The sequence below is a fragment of the Pseudoalteromonas sp. Of7M-16 genome (genome assembly GCF_022347805.1).
Classification (GTDB): Bacteria; Pseudomonadota; Gammaproteobacteria; order Enterobacterales; family Alteromonadaceae; genus Pseudoalteromonas; species Pseudoalteromonas luteoviolacea_F.
The window spans coordinates 115,802-134,145 of sequence record NZ_JAKRFY010000010.1 but is presented as its reverse complement, the minus strand read 5'-3'; the positions used below and the strand labels follow the sequence as shown (position 1 = coordinate 134,145).

Below are 18,344 nucleotides of genomic sequence, written 5' to 3'. Positions count from 1 at the left end.
CAGGGTTATGAGTGCTTGTTGTACTTCTCATCCTTTTTCTATTTATGAAAGTTTTTATAAAATGCTAATTTTTAAGGGTTTTTGTTAATTTTGTGTTGAGTTTAAACGAGGGGACTGATAATTTATTAAAATGTATTAAGGAGGAGAAATGGGTGTGGGATCTAGTTCACGAAGGATAAAAACTGAAAATTTCCGAGCATATGTTCAGCGTTCGATGAGGCGGTTGAGAAAAGAAAAACGATGGACTCAAGAGCAGCTAGGCAGAAAACTTGGGGTCGATCAAGCGACCATATCAAACTATGAGTCGGGTAAAACAGATATGACTTTTACGCAACTCTTTGAGCTATTTTTAATTTTTGGCAAAGATCTTTCGGCTGTTTTTGATATAACGAGCCCACCTGACATCAAATCCACATCAGATATAAAGCAAAAAAAGGAGTAGCTTTGTAATGAAAGAAATTTACGCAGTCATTGAATTTATGCCCCTGACGGTTATTGCTTTATCTTTGGTTTTAACTTGGAAAGTACCTACGGCGAGATGGTTTTTAATATGTTATGCGGTGATTGATTTATTGAACATATCATTTACACCTATAAAGATGCAGTGGAAAACTCATTTTTATTTGGCTGATCTTGTGATGTGTCTTGCCTTTATTTTACCCATTGTTTATCGCAGACAGCTTGCGTTATTTTTGTACAGAAAGACTAATGTTGAATATTTTTTTCTAGTGTATAAAAGGCAAACCTTCTCAATGCAAGAATGCGGGATCATACTCATTATGGTTTTTGGGGGTTTTATCAACTTAATCGCTTGGCTGGAAATATTGGCTTATAAATATTTCTGGATTGATGTCCCTTATTTCAAACTCTATGTACGTGATAATACTATGCTTTTGCTCCATGTTGTGATGTGCGGCGCAATTTTTACCTATGCAATAAAAGCAGAAGAACGAGAAAAAGAGGGACTAGAATATGATTCAGTCGAATAAAAGTAGTCAAGCGTAACGCTAGTTAAGTAACTGCGCCAGACCTTTCTGAGAGGGCTCAATCTCAACAGGTTGTCTGGGTGGTTTTAAAATCAAAGTAATACGCGTTTTCATATAAAGAATCATTAATCGTGTTTCTTTATATGAATTTATACATAAGTTTCCAAGTCTGCTCTAGAGCATTTAGCCTTAGATTACTTTTTCACTATAAAGTGGCTTTTGTCATTTAATCAATCATATACCCAGCAACGTACGAAATGACTAGATAAAGTCGACTGGCACAAACGAGATCTGATTTACGTAAAGCAGTTTATTAAGTTGCGAAATACAATAAAGCCTGTAAATTTCAGAACCACAATTCCTTTCAGTGTCGTTTAACTAACAGGTCGAAAATTGCTACCTTGATTGGCTGCGCTTTGAAGTATGACTTTTCATGGGTGTTAGCGACAAAGTTTGTGTAATTATGGCTGTCGGGTTGAGTGACTATCGCTATCAGGCTTAACTGAGCCTAGTAGCGATACGGTGAGGCGTAAAGAAAGCTACTTTTCAGCAAGGACCAAAATGCCTTTGGTGGTTGGGGATATTGCCTGTTTTGTCTCTCGGTCTACTAGGAGGACTCGACTAAAGCCGTTATTTAGCAGCATCTCATGCATTTCTTCAGGCTCCCAGTAATGGAGAGCGTCTTTTAAAGTAAATGACTTTTCCTGATCTTGCGTTTTTAATACGTAATGAATATCTGAAGTGTGTTGCTGTATTTCGGTGTCAATTGAGTTTTTGATGTTGATTGACAAGTCGATGCCTTCAAAGCTTGAGGCATGCTCAATATCATGCAAGTAGTCCCCTTGAGCCAACAAGTTAATTGGGTAATAGTAATCAAAAATAAATATCCCTTTGGGCTTTAAATGATCAGATATGTTTTGCAAAACAGTGGGAACAAGTTCTGGATCTACGTAACATAAAACGGAGTTGTGTGCATAAGCGCCGTCAAACTGGGTATCAGATTTAAACGATGCGATGTTATCCACAATGAAAGTTGGGTTGGCACGTCCTTCCAGTTTACTCACTGCTCTTGAAATAGCTGACTCGCTCAAGTCAACACCCGTGATATCGTAATTAAATTCAGAGAGGATGAGTGCATGGCGACCATATCCACAGCCTACATCAAGCAGTTTTGTCGTCGGCTCACTGTTAACAAACTTAGAAAAAAGGTGGTGTAAATAATCACACTGCTGTTGCGTGTTCAGCTGGGGAGACAGAATGTGCTCTTGGACATCATCTATGTTGTTAATCTCATCTATAAGCTTAGTTTTATTAAGCATTTAATTACCCTTTTTATTTTAAAGAGAACTTTTACTCTACTAAAAACAATGATGTTTTTATATTGGTTTGGTTGCTGTGTTGGTTTTAGTGTGTTTTAAATTTAATATAATTTAACTTTCTTTTTTACTGTAATATTTAACCGTGCTTTAGCTGTTTAATAAATTTTGTGGCTAATGGGGGTAGGTGGTTTCTTCGTAGTTTTAAAAGAAGGGTATGTAAGAAAATAGCACTATCACATTTTGTTTTTATATGAATGTGATAGTGCAGCTATTTACACCATAATTAGTGTAAAGTCAGACTCTATACGTTTAGAGTGTTAACACTTAGGTCAAGCGTGCCAGAACGTTGATTATCTTTTTGTGCTTCGTTGTTGATCTCTACGTTCTTAACTGATTTTAGTTCACCGCCCCATGCTTCTACAGCGTTTTCTTGTGAAACTAAAGTGCTTGTATCTTTACCAAAACAAAATGACATATTTAACTCCTTTAATTATTAATATTATTTAAATTGCTATGGGTAATGCTAACAATACCCCTCATGCAATCATATTCTCTAGAGTGAGAATTTAGTATCGTCCACTTTGACGCTATATTAATAGCTGTATCCAGTGGACCAAGAAGTCCATGAAAATGAACTTGAATCCTGTACTTTTTAGATATTGATTCTTTATCAAATAAATGGGCATTACTTTCTAAGTAACCTTCTAACTCTTGCCTATTATTTATTCTTTCTTTTGGATGCCAGAAGATCAAAATGTCTAAATCATCTGGATCAGGCTTTGTTGAAATAAAGGACCCACCTATAAAAATGCGCGCAATATGGATTTCACTGTTTTGCAAATCGCTTATCAAAAGACATAAATTATCTGATAATCTTTTTCTTAGAGTATTATGTGAAAATAACAACTCTAGACTTTGCCATGAAATTTCGTAAGGAGAGCTGTACTTTAATACTCCGTCTTCGTTATGTATTAAAGAGGGTAGCAATCCTTTTTTATTGAAACTAAGTTCCTCAAAGGGAACCTCATTAAAATATTCCATACACCACTTTATTATTAATAATGTTGTTTGCTCACTTATTTATTCCAAAGATTAATTCAATAATTTTAAGCTGTAAAGTGTGTTTTATAATTATTTTTAATTTGATTTAAAATAATTATATTCAAGCTGTAAATATTGACAGTGATTTTTTATTTATCTGATTTTGTTTCAGTTTTATGTCATTTTTAGCTCAGTGTGTGGGCTTTTTTTGACCGTTATATTCACGTTTTTTAAATTGGTGTTGTTGGTTTTTTTACTCTGTTTTGGTTGGCTTATTAAGAAGTGATGAGTTCATTGAAAGAAGGTAAGGTTTGTTTATAAATTTGGTGCTGTAATACCTTGGCCTGTTTAATTGTAAGCCAAGGAATATACTTATCTGAACTTTGAGGTTTGTCTACACAGTTAATTTATTTTTATTTATTTGAGGCATAACAAAATAAGAAGACGTATTTACTCAAATTCAACAGCGAAGCAATACGTCTAAAAAGAGTTTATTAGCCAGTACGTTGCCTATATTTGGATCGTACTCCAGCGCCCTTGATGCCATATTTTGACAAAAATACCTGCTTGAATTGCGCGATACGCGATATTCAAACACCAAATTGCCAATAGTCCCATGCCGAAGTGATGGCTGGCTATCCAAGCTGCCGGTAAGAAAACCAGCCACTGGATACTAAAGGATATTTTTAATACCTGTTTACTGGCGCCTGCGCCAAGCAGTGAATTAAGCAAGATCACGCCGACCGCATCAACAGCCAATAGCAAAGATACGAGTTGTAAAGGCAGCCTAGCCATGTCGACTAAATGTTGCTCATGGACAAAGGCGGATAACACGAGGTCGGGAAACAGCACCATGGGTAAGCTCATAGAGCACATAAACAGTACCCCTATCATTGCAGTATCCCACCCCCAGCGCTTCGCCTTTTCAGGTGCGTCTTGGCCTAATGCCTGTCCAACTAAAGAGGCTGCAGCTATGCCAAAGCCGATACAGGGTATGATCATAACCAGCGTAACATTGACCAACACATTCGCTACTGCCAATTCGTCAGTGCCTAAGGTTCCAATGATAATGAACATCACTGTTAAACCAATTGCCCGAAAAAGCTGTTGCAGCCCTTGTGGCAACGAAAAATTTATAATTTGTTGGAGCTGCGTCTTGGTTGGCAGCTGCTGGAAAAAACCAGCTGGTTTCGAGTGCTTAAACCCGAGATAAAAGCAGTAAATGGTGCCAATAAGCAGAGATAGGGAGGTTGCCACACCAGCCCCTGTCACGCCCATTTTTGGAAAACCCAAGTTGCCAAAAATCAATAAATAGTTGAGTACGACATTGCAGACAAGCATTAAAAACAATGAGTTCATGAACAATTTCGGGCGTTTAATACCGCTCCAGTAGCCTCTAAATGACAAGGTCATGGCAACAGCTGTGATGGCTAAAACGCGCACTTGCAAATAGTCATTACCCAGCAAGATGACATTGGGATCATCATGTAATAATGGGAAAAACAATGGAACCGTATTATACAGAGCAATAGACAATGGAATACCAATAACACCACTGATAAGCAGCGCACTATTGAGTGGGATGGCGGTTTCAGAGTCATTGCCTTTACCGTGCAAACGAGAAGAAATTGTCAGTACTCCACTGGTGAGCCCGATCAGTAGGGCAAAGGACACAAAGTTAACTTGAGAAGCAATACCGACGGCCGCTAAGGCGTCCGTGCCTAGTGTGCCCACCATGGCCATATCAATCACAACCATGACATTTTGAGACACCATGCCTGCAATGATAGGAATTGCAAAGCAAACGATTGTTTTTACTCGATCTAGCAAAACGATCTCCAGCTATCACCCGAGTTTGTTTTTAGGGTGATTTATAACATGCCTGACGCGGAGCAATCCGAGCAGGGTGGTTGGTACGAAATAGCGCTATCGCACCTAAAATAATCAAGGGCGAAAAATAACCTTTATTGTCTTGTGGCTACGAAGCGCTCGCCAAAAGTGTGTGCTAGAAGCCGCTGTTTTTTTAACACCTAAAAGCCCACAGAAAAAGCTATTTTTTGCCCGTTTGTTAAATCAACCCACCAAGCAAGACAGACATTGTCTTATCAGTGATGGGTTGATGGTTTTGCAGTTAACTTGCTACTTTTTCTTCTTCTGCTGATCTCCAAGAGCGGTAAACTTCATTGCTGAGCGCGAGAGATTCCATTTTGTAAATCCCTACTACTTCGCCGTTAACTAGCAGATCACTTTGCCAATTAATGATGCGGTTACCGCCGACCTCAAGCACATTCATATCGCCATTGGTGATAAAGATAGACTCGTGTTTTTGTAGTGCTCTATGTAAGCGAATTTCAAGCGATTTCAAGATCCCCACCCCCTCTTTGAGAGCGGCTGATGCATTGGAAGCGCTATCTTGTGCGGTGCTTTGAGATGACAGCAACTTGCCCATTGAGCGCTGATGCTGTCTGCACCCTTCAATGAGGTGTGTCACATCAATGACGCCTGCACTATTGTCGTTGAAAATAGTGTCCGAATGATTCGGCATAAACCATACACCGGACTGATCCCAGGCAGATGTCGCAGTGCTGATAAATACGTTATCACCATTGTGTTTATTCACGGTGCTGCGATCACATGGACTGGCATCATCAGCCAAGGCAGAGTCAGACAACGGCGCATCAGCAGAAGAGGAAATCTGTTGAATGGTAACCTTGGCCTGACAAATATTTTTATCAAACTGGGTTACTCGAGTTGAGAAGGATTTTGACCCGGTGATCTGGTCATCATTCACCTCGGTACAGAATAACTCTGCGCTATCGTGTTCGCAAAAAGCATCAAATTGAATGGTCAAAGCCTGAGTATAATACTCAGATGCATTTGTGCGGTTCAGCTCTGAGGCTTTAATTAATTGCATCGTTGACTCAATTAATTGCACGCCTGTTATATGGTCGAGCGGGTGATCATTAAAAAATGGGTGGTCCTCGCAAACGATGGTGTCAGCTCGCAATGTATTGGCGTCGTCAAGATCAGGTTTGACGTTCTTGATGATGATGTTGCCAGCGTGCTGTTTAAGATTGTGGCTGATCTCTTGCAGGGCTTTATAGGCATTTTCATCATACTCTGGCACTTGTGTGACTGCGCGCTCGCTCTGTATAGCCGTTTGTGCAGTCGCTTTGTTTAGCAACTCGGATATCTCATTGATGGTTGATAGTGGTAACAGCTGAGCTGGTTCTAACGACAGCGCTGGAAACGCTTGGATAATGTCGTTTGTGAGCTTGAGTCGAGTAATGGAATCCACGCCTAACTCAGTCAGGTCGAGAGACGGATCCAACGCTTTAATGGCGTGATCTGTATGACGGGAGACCATCTCTTTTATGGTGTGGCTGAGGCCGTTTTGGGCTGAGCTCTGCTGCTTGGCTGATGACTTAACCACTGACTTTTTGGTCACAGTGACACCAGTTTTGCCGGTTTTTTCTTGAAGCAGTTGGACTATGTCATCGATGGTTTGCAAGACCAATATCTCAGTGACCTCTATCGAACAGTCTGGGTACATCTTGATCAATTGATTGGTTATCTTTAAACGCAGAATTGAATCAACACCAAGTTGGCCCAAGTCCACAGATGTGTTGATATTTTGAATTGGCAGTTCGGTACTCTCTGAAACGGCACTCAGAACATTCTGCGTGATGTCATCAGTGACCGCTACTCGGGCTGCCTGTGGTAAAGGCTTCTGGGTGTGCGAAGCATTAACAGCATCTGGCTGCATTGAGCTGAGCTTGGGTAAATCTGGTAGCCAATAACGACTTTGCGTAAATGGATACGACGGCAAGTTGATGCGTTTAGGGCGCGTGTTTTTATGCAGTGAGTGCCATGAAGAAGGGGTTGCACCGCGTACCCAGAAGCTCGCGACTTTATGCAGCGCTTTGACTTCAAACCAATGATTAAAGGCTGTTGTTAGTCCTTCATCTGAATCCCAATTGAGCGACTCTAGCTCTTTATCTACCGCCCCTCGGTAGAAGTTACCGCGCTTCGATGTGCCGGATAAAAATTGATATAAGGCATCCATTAATTTAATTGGCGTATCGACGATGATGGCCAGGCGCTCTTGCATGTCATGGCGGCCTACTTGCAAGGTATAGGCAATATCAAGCAGTGTTTGCTGGCTATTAAAGGTGTCATTGATACTTTGTCTGATCAAATGACTATGCAATCCACTGGCAACCTCCATCAGCTGCTCAGGGGTTTTAGCCGACAGTAAAATTAACTGTGCAGCAGCTTCATGGTTGCTGCTTGCCACGACGTTATCTGCTATTGGCTCTTCAACGACTACGTGGGCATTGACACCGCCAAAACCGAATGAGCTGATCCCTGCACGCAAGGGGATCGGCTCACCGCTCGCATCTGTCAAACGCTGCCAAGGTTGCGTTTTATCAACCACGTAAAATGGGCTTTGTTGCAGTGAAATCGATGGATTAAGTTGGTTGAAATGCAGTACACCGGGCAGCGTCTGGTGCTTCATTGATAGCAACACCTTGATTAACCCCGCGATCCCAGCGGCAGACTCACAATGGCCAATATTGGTTTTTGCAGTGCCTAGGCCACAATATTGATGTGGCAAAGTGTCAGATAAAGCGTTAAATGCTTCTTTTAATGCTTCAGTTTCAATTGGATCACCTAAAGGCGTGCCTGTACCGTGGGCTTCTATATAGCTCACAGATTCCGGGGCTATATTTGCAGCTTGGTAGGCTGACTTTATCAGCTGAGTTTGGCTGTCGAGATTCGGCGCGCGCAACGAGTTAGATTTGCCATCATGATTGGTCACAGCGGACCTAATAACGCCATAGATTGTATCATTGTCCTTGATTGCCTGATGGTAAGGCTTGAGTAATACAGCGCCGTATCCTTCTGCACGCACAAATCCATTGGCCTTTTCATCAAACGTTTTACATGAACCATCAGCCGACAACATGCCAGCGCTGTGGGCTGCTTTGTAGACGCGCGGTGTTAAAATTAGATTTATCCCCCCGGCGACAGCAAGGTTACAGGTGCCGTTTTTAATTGACTCCACGGCGTGATGTACAGCAACCAAAGAGCTTGAGCAAGCTGTATTGATGACTTCACTTGGACCGTTAAAGTCAAACCACCTTGAAGCGCGATTAGCTATCATGCTCATGTGTACACCTGAGTCTAGATAGGCTCCATATTTTTCGGTAAGTTCAGGCTGCGCCAAGGTCAACTCTAGATAATCATTGTTATGGGCACCGATAAATAGCCCGACATTTTGATCGGCTAATTGCTTGGGGTTGTGTCCTGCACTTTCGAACACGCTCCATGTCATCTCCATCACTTTACGCTGCTGCGGATCCATACTATTGGCTTCAAGAGGAGAAATGCCAAAAAATTCCGCATCAAAGGTATCTATGTCGTATAAAAAGCCGCCTCGGTTTGGAAAACCATTGAGTTCAGACGCTTTTTTATCTCGAGAGAACGCTTGTCTGTTTGTTGGTATGGCTGAAATACTGTCGTTTTGGTGGATCAAGTTGTCCCAAAAGAGGTCGAGATCGGTTGCGCCGCCAGGGAAGTGGCCACTCATACCAACAATGGCTATCGCGTCTTTGTCCTGTTCGTTATATTTGTGCTGATCTGCCTCTTGATGCTGGCCTTCAACGACATCGTTTTGCACCTCTGTTGATTGACTAAGTGAGCTTAGCGCTTCGTGCAAGTGGCCAGCAAGCTGGCTAAAGCTCGGGTATTTAAACAGCATGACCGGAGCAAATGCGGTTTTAAAGACTTCTTCAATTTTTTTCGCAATGACGACGTATTGAATTGAATCCAACATAATGGCGCTTAAGTCATCAACATTGGCAAGATCCTGTTGAGTTAGGTTTAGCTCTGATGCAAAAACTGTATTTTTCAAAGTCTCTATGATAGCTGCGATGTTAGCACTGTCAGGCGCTGTTGCAGTATTTGTTGCTGTCGTTTGGTGCGCTGTATCGCAATAATATGCAGGCAGTGTATCGGCTTTGCGCAAGTTTCGACATGCCTGTTTTTGGATTTTTCCGCTGCCCGTTCTGGGGATTGTCTTTTCAGGAACTAAATGAATTTCATGGGCTCTGATACTGTGATTTTGAGCTATGGCCTGTTTAATATCGGCGACGATGGCGTGATAGTCTGCTTGGCTTAATCCATCCTTGACCTCTTGTACCACAATGACTTTCTCTTCGTTATCGATCACTTGTGAAAAGACAATCATGGCAAGCTTTAGGTAGTCTACGTGGCGCTTAATTGAAGCTTCAATATCAATAGGGTGGTGGTTTTTACCATTGATAATGATGACGTCTTTTTCCCTGCCAACTACATAGAGGTAGCCGTCTTCTACAAAGCCTAAATCACCTGTTCTAAGGAAGTTTTTCTCTGAATTAGCCACTTTTGCACTGAAGGTCGAGCTTGATTCATCTGGTCTATTGAGATACCCAGCAGCAATAGACGGTGAATGCACTAATATTTCGCCTACCATGCCTTTTTTACATGGTGTCAGCGTGCCTTTTTCGACAATCGTCACAGACGTGTCACCACTTATCTTGCCGCAACTGGCCACCGTTTTAGCCTTATTGGCGCGCTCAGTGGGTTGGACTTTGTCTTGTTCCAAAGACTCTATGTCTAACGACATAAAACGTTCTTTGCTGTTGATGTCGCCGGACACGACTGAGCAAACTTCAGAGAGACCATAACAACAAGTCACGGCATTGGGGTTGAGGCCGAGGCATTCAAAGCGTGTATTGAAATTCACATAGCTATCATAGTTAAAAGGCTCGCCCCCGCAGACAATGGCCTTGAGGGATGCCAAAGGCTTTTGCTCTGATGATAAAAATGCATCGATGTTTACTTTGTTCACGCAGTAATCAAGGGCAAAGTTAGGTGCTGCGGTGTGGGTTGCCTGGTACAGTGAAATACGTTCAAACCACAAATTTGGCTGCAACAAGAAGTATTTGGCATCAAATATGACGCTAAAAGCGCCTCTTGATAGCGGCGCTAAAATACCAAACACTAAGCCAAAGCTATGAAACTGAGGCATCCATGAAGTGATCCGACTATCTCCGTTGATCTCCCATTGCTGCGCGCCGATATTTATTTGTGACTCTAAACTCTGATGGGGAATTTGCACCCCTTTTGGTTGAGAATTTGATCCAGAGCTATAGAGTAAAATTGCGAGATCGTCGGGTTGCTTAGGACGCTCGAGAGTGATTTTTTGATCATCGCAATTGAGCTGATTGATGTCTAATACCTGTGTATCTTTTAGCTTTTCAGATTCAGCAAGTTGTTGAGATATTTCCGTATTGGTAAGAATGCAAGTTGCTGCTGAATCAGCAATGATACGGTCTAGAGTTTCGGATAGCTTGTCTTTTTGTGTCAAGTCACCAAGGGGGATTGGGATGATGGCTAGGTTCGCATACCAACACGCCAAAAGGCTGTAGACATACTCCATCCCCTGCGGAAATAGAATAATGATTTTTTGCTGTGATCCCAACATACTGGATAACACACTTCCAAGTCGCTGAGTGTGTTCGATTAAGTTGGTTCCTGTGATGACGTCTAAGGTGTTGTCATCTGCTGGTGTAGCAAAGAGCTCTTTTTTCTTAAACGGAGCGATAAAGTCGATCACAGACTCCCAAAGAGGAGCACCACATGTGTCAATGAGTTGTTTTTTTTCTTGTTCTTGTTTCATTATTTATCCTTAAAATACGACATGTGGGGCGGTGTTTTTAAGACCCCAAAGGTGCGCAATTTTTAACTTGGTAAGTGCTAAATAACATCCGAGTGCGGGTGGACATATTTACCGGAATACTTATCGACTGTGTCGAGCGATATCGTGGCTTTTTGTTAAAGTGATGAGTCGCTATTTCCGAAGTTGAGTCATTTTTATTTTTGCCTTGCCCATGTGCGGATACGCCGGGAGATATACCCTGAATAGCGTTAAAAAGACGTATCACGGCATCCATGGTTGCTAGCATCGCTATGCGAAACTGTACAAGCGCGCTTTGACCTCGCTGTTGTTTCAAATACCAATGTTTTAGTTGGCTATACATGGATACCATTACCTACGCCTATCTACTCACTTAAGCTTGTAACTTATGACGTTGTATTTTTCCTGACGGCGTACGCGGGAACGCATCAATGAATGTGATGGTTTCGGGGCAATACTGTGCGTCGATTGTCATTTTTATATGTTCTTTGAGACTGATTTCTAATTCGAAGCGGTCAATTTCAGCAGACTTATCCAAAATGACATGTGCGTGGATCGATGATTTTGCTCGATCTTGTACCACCGCACATTCCGCAACAATGTCATGGGTAGACAGTGCATTTTCCAATTCCAGCAAATTAAGACGTCCAGAATCTGTGATAACTTCGTTTTCAGCTCTACCATGAAACCAGTAATGCCCTTGTTCATCTCTGAGCACACAATCATCGGTGACATTCCAGCCATTGATCACGTAATTCTTTTGTCGCTCGTCTGAGAGGTAGCGACAACCTAGTGGACCGCGAACTGCGAGTAACCCAACGGTATTGATGGGCAACTCATGTCCATTTTTGTCAACGACCTTAGCTTCGTAACCGTAAATTGGCTTGCCTATTCGGCCGCGCTGTATGTCATCGATATCAGGACCTAAGAAGAGAAACAGCATCTCAGTACTGCCAATGCCATGGAAAAGCGCAATGCCAGTCTTATCTTTCCATGACTGCCAAATGGAAGGCATTACGTGCTCACCGCTGGCAGTACAAAACCTCAAACTGGAAATGTCGTAATTGTCACATTGCGCTTCCATGGCTTGGTAGGCCTGTGGTGAGGTAAACATTAAAGTTGGGCGATGACGTTCGATATTCTCTAGTAACTCAATAGGCGTTGGGCCTTCCAATAACACTGTTGAAGCCCGGCAGTAGAGCGCGGAAAGTAAAAGTGAACCTAGGCCAAATCCAAACGCCAGCGAAGGGCTGCCTATTAAGCGGTCATTTTCAGTGATTTTAAAAACTCGCTGTCCCGCAGCCTGACACGCGATCAACATGTCGCGATGATAATGAATGACCGCTTTGGAGTTGTCGGCGGTAGTTCCTGAAGAAAAGCCTATCAAGCAACAGTCATCGGCGGCTGTCTCTACATTGTGGAACTCGGTAGGTTGATGATTTAATTGTTCATGATCTGACAGTTTGGCATCGAACGCGGTGACTTCACAGAGCATGTCGGTCATGTTTTGAACCGTGGTGAAACGTTCTTCATACCTGTCATCACATAAAGCGACTTTAATCTCAGCTTTATGAACCACTTTGACAATTCTTTCTGGCTCCAGGGTCGGTATGACGGCCACTGTCACCGCGCCAGCTTTAACAATACCCAACCAACAGGCAACCATCATGATGTTGTTTGGTGAGTACAGTAATACTCGATTACCTGGCTTTACGCCTAGTTCATTTACCAAGTAGTTGGCGACTTGGTTGGATTTATCAAGCAGTGCTTGGTAAGTATAAGATTCATCGGCAGTAATGACTGCCACCTTATCACCATAGCCTTCTGCAACTGCATTATCCAGCATTTGAGTCACACAGTTGAGGTTCTCAGGTAAATCGAATTTATCTAAGTTGATGATATCAGGTAGATCTTTTTCATCAGGGCTATTCTCTTGAATAAAGTTATCACGATAGGCCAGCTCTTTATTGTTCATTATTATGTTCCAGTCCAAAAGTTTGTTTGTTCTTAATTTTTCTCTTGCACATCACAGGTTAATAAAATGTATTTTTATTTGTGGTACTGACTTGTCCTGCACAGCGCTGGTTAGCAAAATGTGTTGCAATGTTTGTTTGGTTAAATAGGTGTGTGTCCATGTAGCGTTCGTTAATGCAGTGTGTTTTACACAGCGGTGGATAGCCGCCTGAGTGAACCTGTAATAGCCACTTAACCAAATTAAAATCAATATATTACAATTGCTTAGTCTTATTTGGTGTTACCCGTTTCGGATCATTGCGTATACTTCGTCGGGGGATACCCGTTTCATATCAAATACCTTTTTACTCATCCCTGCGAGGATATCAGGGGTATCAGCTTCTATACCCTGCAATGCCTCTAGTACGAGCTCATTTGCACTCATCTTGCCTGTGCCTCGCCCTTTGGTCATATCTGTATCGACCAAGGGTGGAACAACCTCATAAACTTTGATTGAGGTGCTTTCTAATTGGTAGCGCAGCGCTTTAGTGAACATGCGAAATGCGGCCTTTGAGGCGCAATAAACGGGTGCAGACTGTTTTGGAACGGCTGCCAGTAGGGATGTAACATTGACAATTGCCGCCTCGCGCTGTTGCAAAAGTACAGGCAGCATGCGGTCGATCAGCTTCATTTGTGATGTCACATTGGTATTCATTTCTTCATCGATCAAGTCAATGTGGCTCTCTAGCTGCGTAAAGTTGTAGTTCCTTTGAATGCCTGCATTATTGATAAGCACATCGAGATCTGGATGGTGAGTGTGAATATACTCAACTAACTTTTGTTGCTCTTCATCTTTGGTGAGATCACATTGAAAGTAATCAATATTAGGAAGTTCTTTTTTTATTGTTTTTAGTTTACTTAGATTGCGACCGCAGATGACTATGTTATTCGAGCGTTTAGCAAGTTCTCGTGTAAATTCCAAGCCAATACCAGAGCCTCCTCCGGTGATTAATACTTTTTTTCCTGATAAATCCATGATGACTACCTAATACTTTCCTTACTATTTTCTTTGTATTTAAAATCTTTTCTTTCAGCACATCTAACAGGTGTTATTTAAATGGCCTATAAGACGATTTATTATCAAAGTAAGATTTAAGTTATACTCGGCTGATATTGGGTTCAGAGAGTTGGTTTTATTTTTTTATTAATTCAAGAAATTGTTCGAGACCATCTGAAGGTATTTCTTGAAACTTCTTCTGTAGCTGTTTGATACTGCTGTGCTGCGCATCATAGGTAACGTTATTTATACTAGTGACTGCGCGAAGGCCAATCATGGCGTTACTAATAAAGCAGTATTCGTATTTTTCAATTTCATTTATTTTTATTTCGGACTCTATGACCTTGTAATTAGCAGCAGCTGCGCTCTCTATTAGCAATTTCCGGGTGATACCGGGTAAAATTCCTGTTTGTATCGATGGGGTTACAAGGTTATTGCCGTTACCAAAAAATATATTCCACGTTGCACCCTCAGTTACTATGCCATCGCACAACATAAGTGCATCTTGCGCGCCCGCATTTTGGGCTTCAACTCGCGCTTTTAGATTGGCAATGATGTTTGATGTTTTTTGTAACGGACACGTGCGCAGTGCTTCAATAGTTGCGACCTGGATAGGTGTAGCATTGATACGTTCAACTTTTCTCCCAGTGACCAAGATATTGAATTTCTGAAAATCCCCTGGGTTTGATAGGGAAAAGTTTGCTGGAAAAATAGTTACGCGAACACCGCCATAGTAGTCTGCGTCTTGCTGGTCCAAAAAAGCCAAAATATTTTTTAATATTTCTTCTTCATTCGGACTTTTTCCAAAGATTGCCAATGAGTCACCGAGCAAGCGCTGCAAGTGGAACGACAGGCCTTTTACTTTTCTGTCTTCGACTAAAAAGCTAGTGAAACAAGCATAACCATATAAAGCCAGAGACAGGGTATCTGGATCTGGATGCAATGTGTTTTCATTTAGTATTGTTGTCATAAAATGCCTGCAAATAGCTGCTACGAGACAGTGCCATGTTTTATTTTTTAATGATTGCTTAAGTTTCTGGTTAATCCTATTACCTAACGATTTTGGGATACATTAAAAATTTATCCACCTAAAACCGTTAGGCAATGAACCTCAAAACGACGCAATATGCTGTACTTCTATTCGACAGCTTCCAAAGCTTCTTCTAAATTGAAAATCTTCAATTTATTGCCATTCACTTCGCTGCGAATATTGTCACTTGCTCCACCGAAAAATTGCCATAGAGGTTTTAGCAATGCTTCTGTTTTGAGCATGATCTCATTAAATTCGGCATCAGGTTGAGATAGGTATGTGATAGCACCACCTGCACCAAAACGCACTTTGTCTCCGTCATAGGACAAGGTTCTGATACCAATATTGAGATCTGCTACTCGGTTGTAGCCTAAGTAGCCAATTGCACCACAGTAGACACCGCGAGCACTTTTTTCCAAGTCATCAATGATTTCCATGGTTCTTAATTTGGGAGCTCCGGTGATCGAACCGCCGGGGTAAGTTACCCTAATTAAATCCATTAAACTTTGATCATCTGCTAAATCTGATTCCACCGTGCTGACCATCTGGTGTACGGTTTTATAACTCTCAATGCCCATTAATACGGGGACTTTCACAGAGTTTTGCTTTGAAACACGGTTTAAATCATTACGCATCAAATCGACAATCATAAGATTCTCTGCGCGATCTTTTCGTGATTCTGACAACTGTTTGGCTAACGCCTTGTCTCGCTCTGGATTTGATGAGCGCTTGCAGGTACCTTTGATAGGTTTTGCTTGCACACGTCCCTCAGACGATACAGATAAAAACCTCTCTGGTGACGTACTCAAAATGGACGTGCTGTCACTTTGAATAAAGGCACCAAATGGGGCTGCATTGCCTTTACGCATATTTTTGTACAGATCATAGGGGTTAAAATCTGCTTTAAATGAAAAGTGGTTTGTTAAGCATACTTCGTAAGAGTCACCTTCAACGATGGAGTCCTGAGAACGTTTGATTGCCGATATGTACTCATCGTAACTGGCGTCCATTTCTAGCTCTAATTCATCCATCAAAACTTTTGAAGTGGATAATTCTTTATGCCTGCTTAATTCAACTTTGTTTATTTTTCCTTCCATGGTTTCTAACCAAAGTTGAGCTATATGGCGTTCATCAGGCGCGGTGTTGGCCACTAAATAAACTTCATTTGTGTGATGATCGAATCCAATGAATTGGTCAACATGCATCCAAATCATGTCTGGGATGTTATTTTCAAACTGTTTGCTCGCACCAAAAAGGGCTTTCATTTCATAGCTAAAATAGCCAACTAGGCCACCTACAAAACTGAAAGGTAAGGCTTCTGTACCTTCAACCTTTGTCGATGACAGCAGCTCGTCCATCTCTTTTAGCTTGGTATGGCCTTGCGCAAAGTCTTTATCATCTTCATTAATTTTATAATTGATGATTTGATCTTTATTAACACAGCCCATAAAAGAAAAACGGGACTTTGAATCAGATACAGATTGGCTATCTAACCAAAAACTGTGTTTTTCTTTTGCAAAAAGTGCAGAAAAAATGTCTTCAGGCGCACTTTTTAAACGCAATTTTTTACTGATTATTTGTTTTGTTTCTGATTTTATTTCAGGCTTTGATTCTGTTTTTTCAATGTTATTTAAATCTAGTTTAGCCGGGACTTGAATACGCGCTTTTTTATTATGTTCGTGCGCCAAGTCTCTAAAGTTGGTGATCAACTGATGACCGTTTTCAGTAAGAATAGATTCTGGATGAAATTGCACGCCCCACTTAGGTAGTGTTTTATGCCTCAGACCCATAATAATGCCGCAGTCCGTTGAAGCCGTTTGGATTAAATCTCCATTTTTTGGCAGCTCAACCATCAATGAGTGGTAACGTACGACCTCAAAGTTTGGCGATATATTGGCAAACATAGGGTCATTTTCATGAACAACATTTGAAGTTCGACCATGGTATGGCACTGGGCAATGCAGAATTCGACCGCCGTGTTGGTGTGCAATACCTTGAAAGCCGAGGCAAACACCAAACACCGGAATGTCATTTTGAGCTACCGCATTTCGTGATATTTGAAAATCAGTTTGTTTGGTAACACTACCGGGCCCTGGTGATACTACAATACAATCAAAATCCATTGACTGAGATACTTCATCCCAAGAATATTGGTCATTGCGTATTACCGTTGGCATTTCACCAAAAGTTTCCCCAATATAATCAGCAAGGTTATATGTAAAAGAATCATAGTTATCAATAAGAAGACAGTGCAAAATTAGATACTCCTTTATTTACGTTGTTACATTTATTTTTTTATTATTTTAAAGTTATTGTTTTTATTTTATTTTTAGGGGCAGGAGAAATGCCATGTCCTTTCATCACTCCTACACACTAAACAAGTACTATGCACATTCTTAAATACGGTCAAAAAACTCCAATCGAAAAGCTCGCTTTTCAAAAAATATAGAAGCTTGATTAATACCCAGCATTAATTTATTGAACTTACTATTAATGAAAGTCTCTGACACAAATGCAAACTAATAAAAATCAATGGCTTAGCTTTTAAGTCCACACTTTTTCGCTGTAATTTGCCTGAGAATAAGCATTGATATTGTGAAAAATCTTGCAATCATCACTCAGTTAAAACCACCTCATTAGCGCCAATAGCTGACGGTAAAATAGTTGACCAGAAGTACCTTACCTCCTTCAACTGTCACAACTGACAGTTGCAGTTATCGCCAAGATTACTGAAGATTTTGCTTCAATAAAAACGCTGTTCATTACCACTCAGGTGCAGCTTTTTAAGCGATATTAGCTTTGATGCTGCTAAATTAATTTATTCTTTTGTTCAGGATAATAGGAAGATTAATGTAGCACCTACTTGATAAGGATGACAACCCGTAATTTTATTTTTGTATGAAATTTTTAATCTAGAGTTTTTTATTATTTTTGATAATTGTTTTGGAAATGTGGATGTTTGTTTGTTATTTTTTTCTTGGCTTGAACTCGATTTTATCTCTATGGTTTTGGCGCTCTATTCCCTGTTTTTGAAGTGGTGATTTCCTATTCTTTAGGTGTTTCTATGGCGTGTTTTTACGTCAATATCAATGTTATTTTCAAGAAGGTTTTACATTATTTGAATTGATTTTTTGTTTAATAACCTTTGGTTGTAAGTTGTTGTTTTTGATTGCTTTTTGTTTTTTATTTTAGTTTTTATTTTGTGGCTTTTTTT

12 protein-coding genes are annotated in these 18,344 nt (G+C 41.0%); 2 read left to right on the top strand and 10 right to left on the bottom strand.

What is annotated here, in order from left to right; genetic code table 11:
- The first annotated feature begins 148 nt into the window (after window positions 1-148).
- Complete coding sequence (locus tag MHN81_RS12600) at window positions 149-442, top strand: helix-turn-helix transcriptional regulator (RefSeq protein ID WP_239425864.1); 294 nt, start codon at window positions 149-151, stop codon at window positions 440-442.
- A 7-nt stretch (window positions 443-449) separates the two neighbouring features.
- On the top strand, window positions 450-989 hold the full coding sequence (locus MHN81_RS12595) for a hypothetical protein (protein ID WP_239425863.1): 540 nt from the start codon (window positions 450-452) through the stop codon (window positions 987-989).
- A 536-nt stretch (window positions 990-1,525) separates the two neighbouring features.
- Here MHN81_RS12595 and MHN81_RS12590 read toward each other — a convergent pair.
- The 10 genes from MHN81_RS12590 to pabB form a co-directional block, all read right to left on the bottom strand.
- Entirely contained in the window at window positions 1,526-2,305 is a 780-nt protein-coding gene (locus MHN81_RS12590) for a class I SAM-dependent methyltransferase (protein WP_239425862.1), read from the bottom strand.
- A gap of 301 nt (window positions 2,306-2,606) precedes the next feature.
- A complete protein-coding gene (locus MHN81_RS12585; RefSeq protein ID WP_239425861.1) occupies window positions 2,607-2,780 on the bottom strand; it encodes a hypothetical protein in 174 nt (57 codons plus the stop codon).
- Between the two features lie 11 nt (window positions 2,781-2,791).
- Window positions 2,792-3,346 carry a hypothetical protein gene (locus tag MHN81_RS12580; protein ID WP_239425860.1) on the bottom strand — a complete coding sequence of 185 codons (555 nt, stop codon included), beginning with the start codon at window positions 3,344-3,346 and terminating at the stop codon, window positions 2,792-2,794.
- Between the two features lie 510 nt (window positions 3,347-3,856).
- Window positions 3,857-5,176, bottom strand: a complete 1,320-nt coding sequence (locus tag MHN81_RS12575; protein WP_239425859.1) for an MATE family efflux transporter — start codon at window positions 5,174-5,176, stop codon at window positions 3,857-3,859.
- A 301-nt stretch (window positions 5,177-5,477) separates the two neighbouring features.
- Window positions 5,478-11,072: a beta-ketoacyl synthase N-terminal-like domain-containing protein gene (locus MHN81_RS12570; protein WP_239425858.1), complete on the bottom strand. Its 5,595-nt coding sequence runs from the start codon at window positions 11,070-11,072 to the stop codon at window positions 5,478-5,480.
- A gap of 37 nt (window positions 11,073-11,109) precedes the next feature.
- Entirely contained in the window at window positions 11,110-11,433 is a 324-nt protein-coding gene (locus tag MHN81_RS12565; RefSeq protein WP_239425857.1) for a hypothetical protein, read from the bottom strand.
- Between the two features lie 30 nt (window positions 11,434-11,463).
- A complete protein-coding gene (locus tag MHN81_RS12560; protein ID WP_239425856.1) occupies window positions 11,464-13,065 on the bottom strand; it encodes an AMP-binding protein in 1,602 nt (533 codons plus the stop codon).
- A 279-nt stretch (window positions 13,066-13,344) separates the two neighbouring features.
- Window positions 13,345-14,079, bottom strand: coding sequence for an SDR family NAD(P)-dependent oxidoreductase (locus MHN81_RS12555; protein ID WP_239425855.1), 735 nt, complete (start codon window positions 14,077-14,079; stop codon window positions 13,345-13,347).
- 157 nt (window positions 14,080-14,236) lie between these two features.
- Window positions 14,237-15,070: an aminotransferase class IV gene (locus MHN81_RS12550; protein WP_023398974.1), complete on the bottom strand. Its 834-nt coding sequence runs from the start codon at window positions 15,068-15,070 to the stop codon at window positions 14,237-14,239.
- Window positions 15,071-15,237: 167 nt separating this feature from the next.
- Window positions 15,238-17,385 carry an aminodeoxychorismate synthase component I gene (gene pabB / locus MHN81_RS12545; protein WP_239425854.1) on the bottom strand — a complete coding sequence of 716 codons (2,148 nt, stop codon included), beginning with the start codon at window positions 17,383-17,385 and terminating at the stop codon, window positions 15,238-15,240.
- Window positions 17,386-18,344 lie beyond the last annotated feature (959 nt).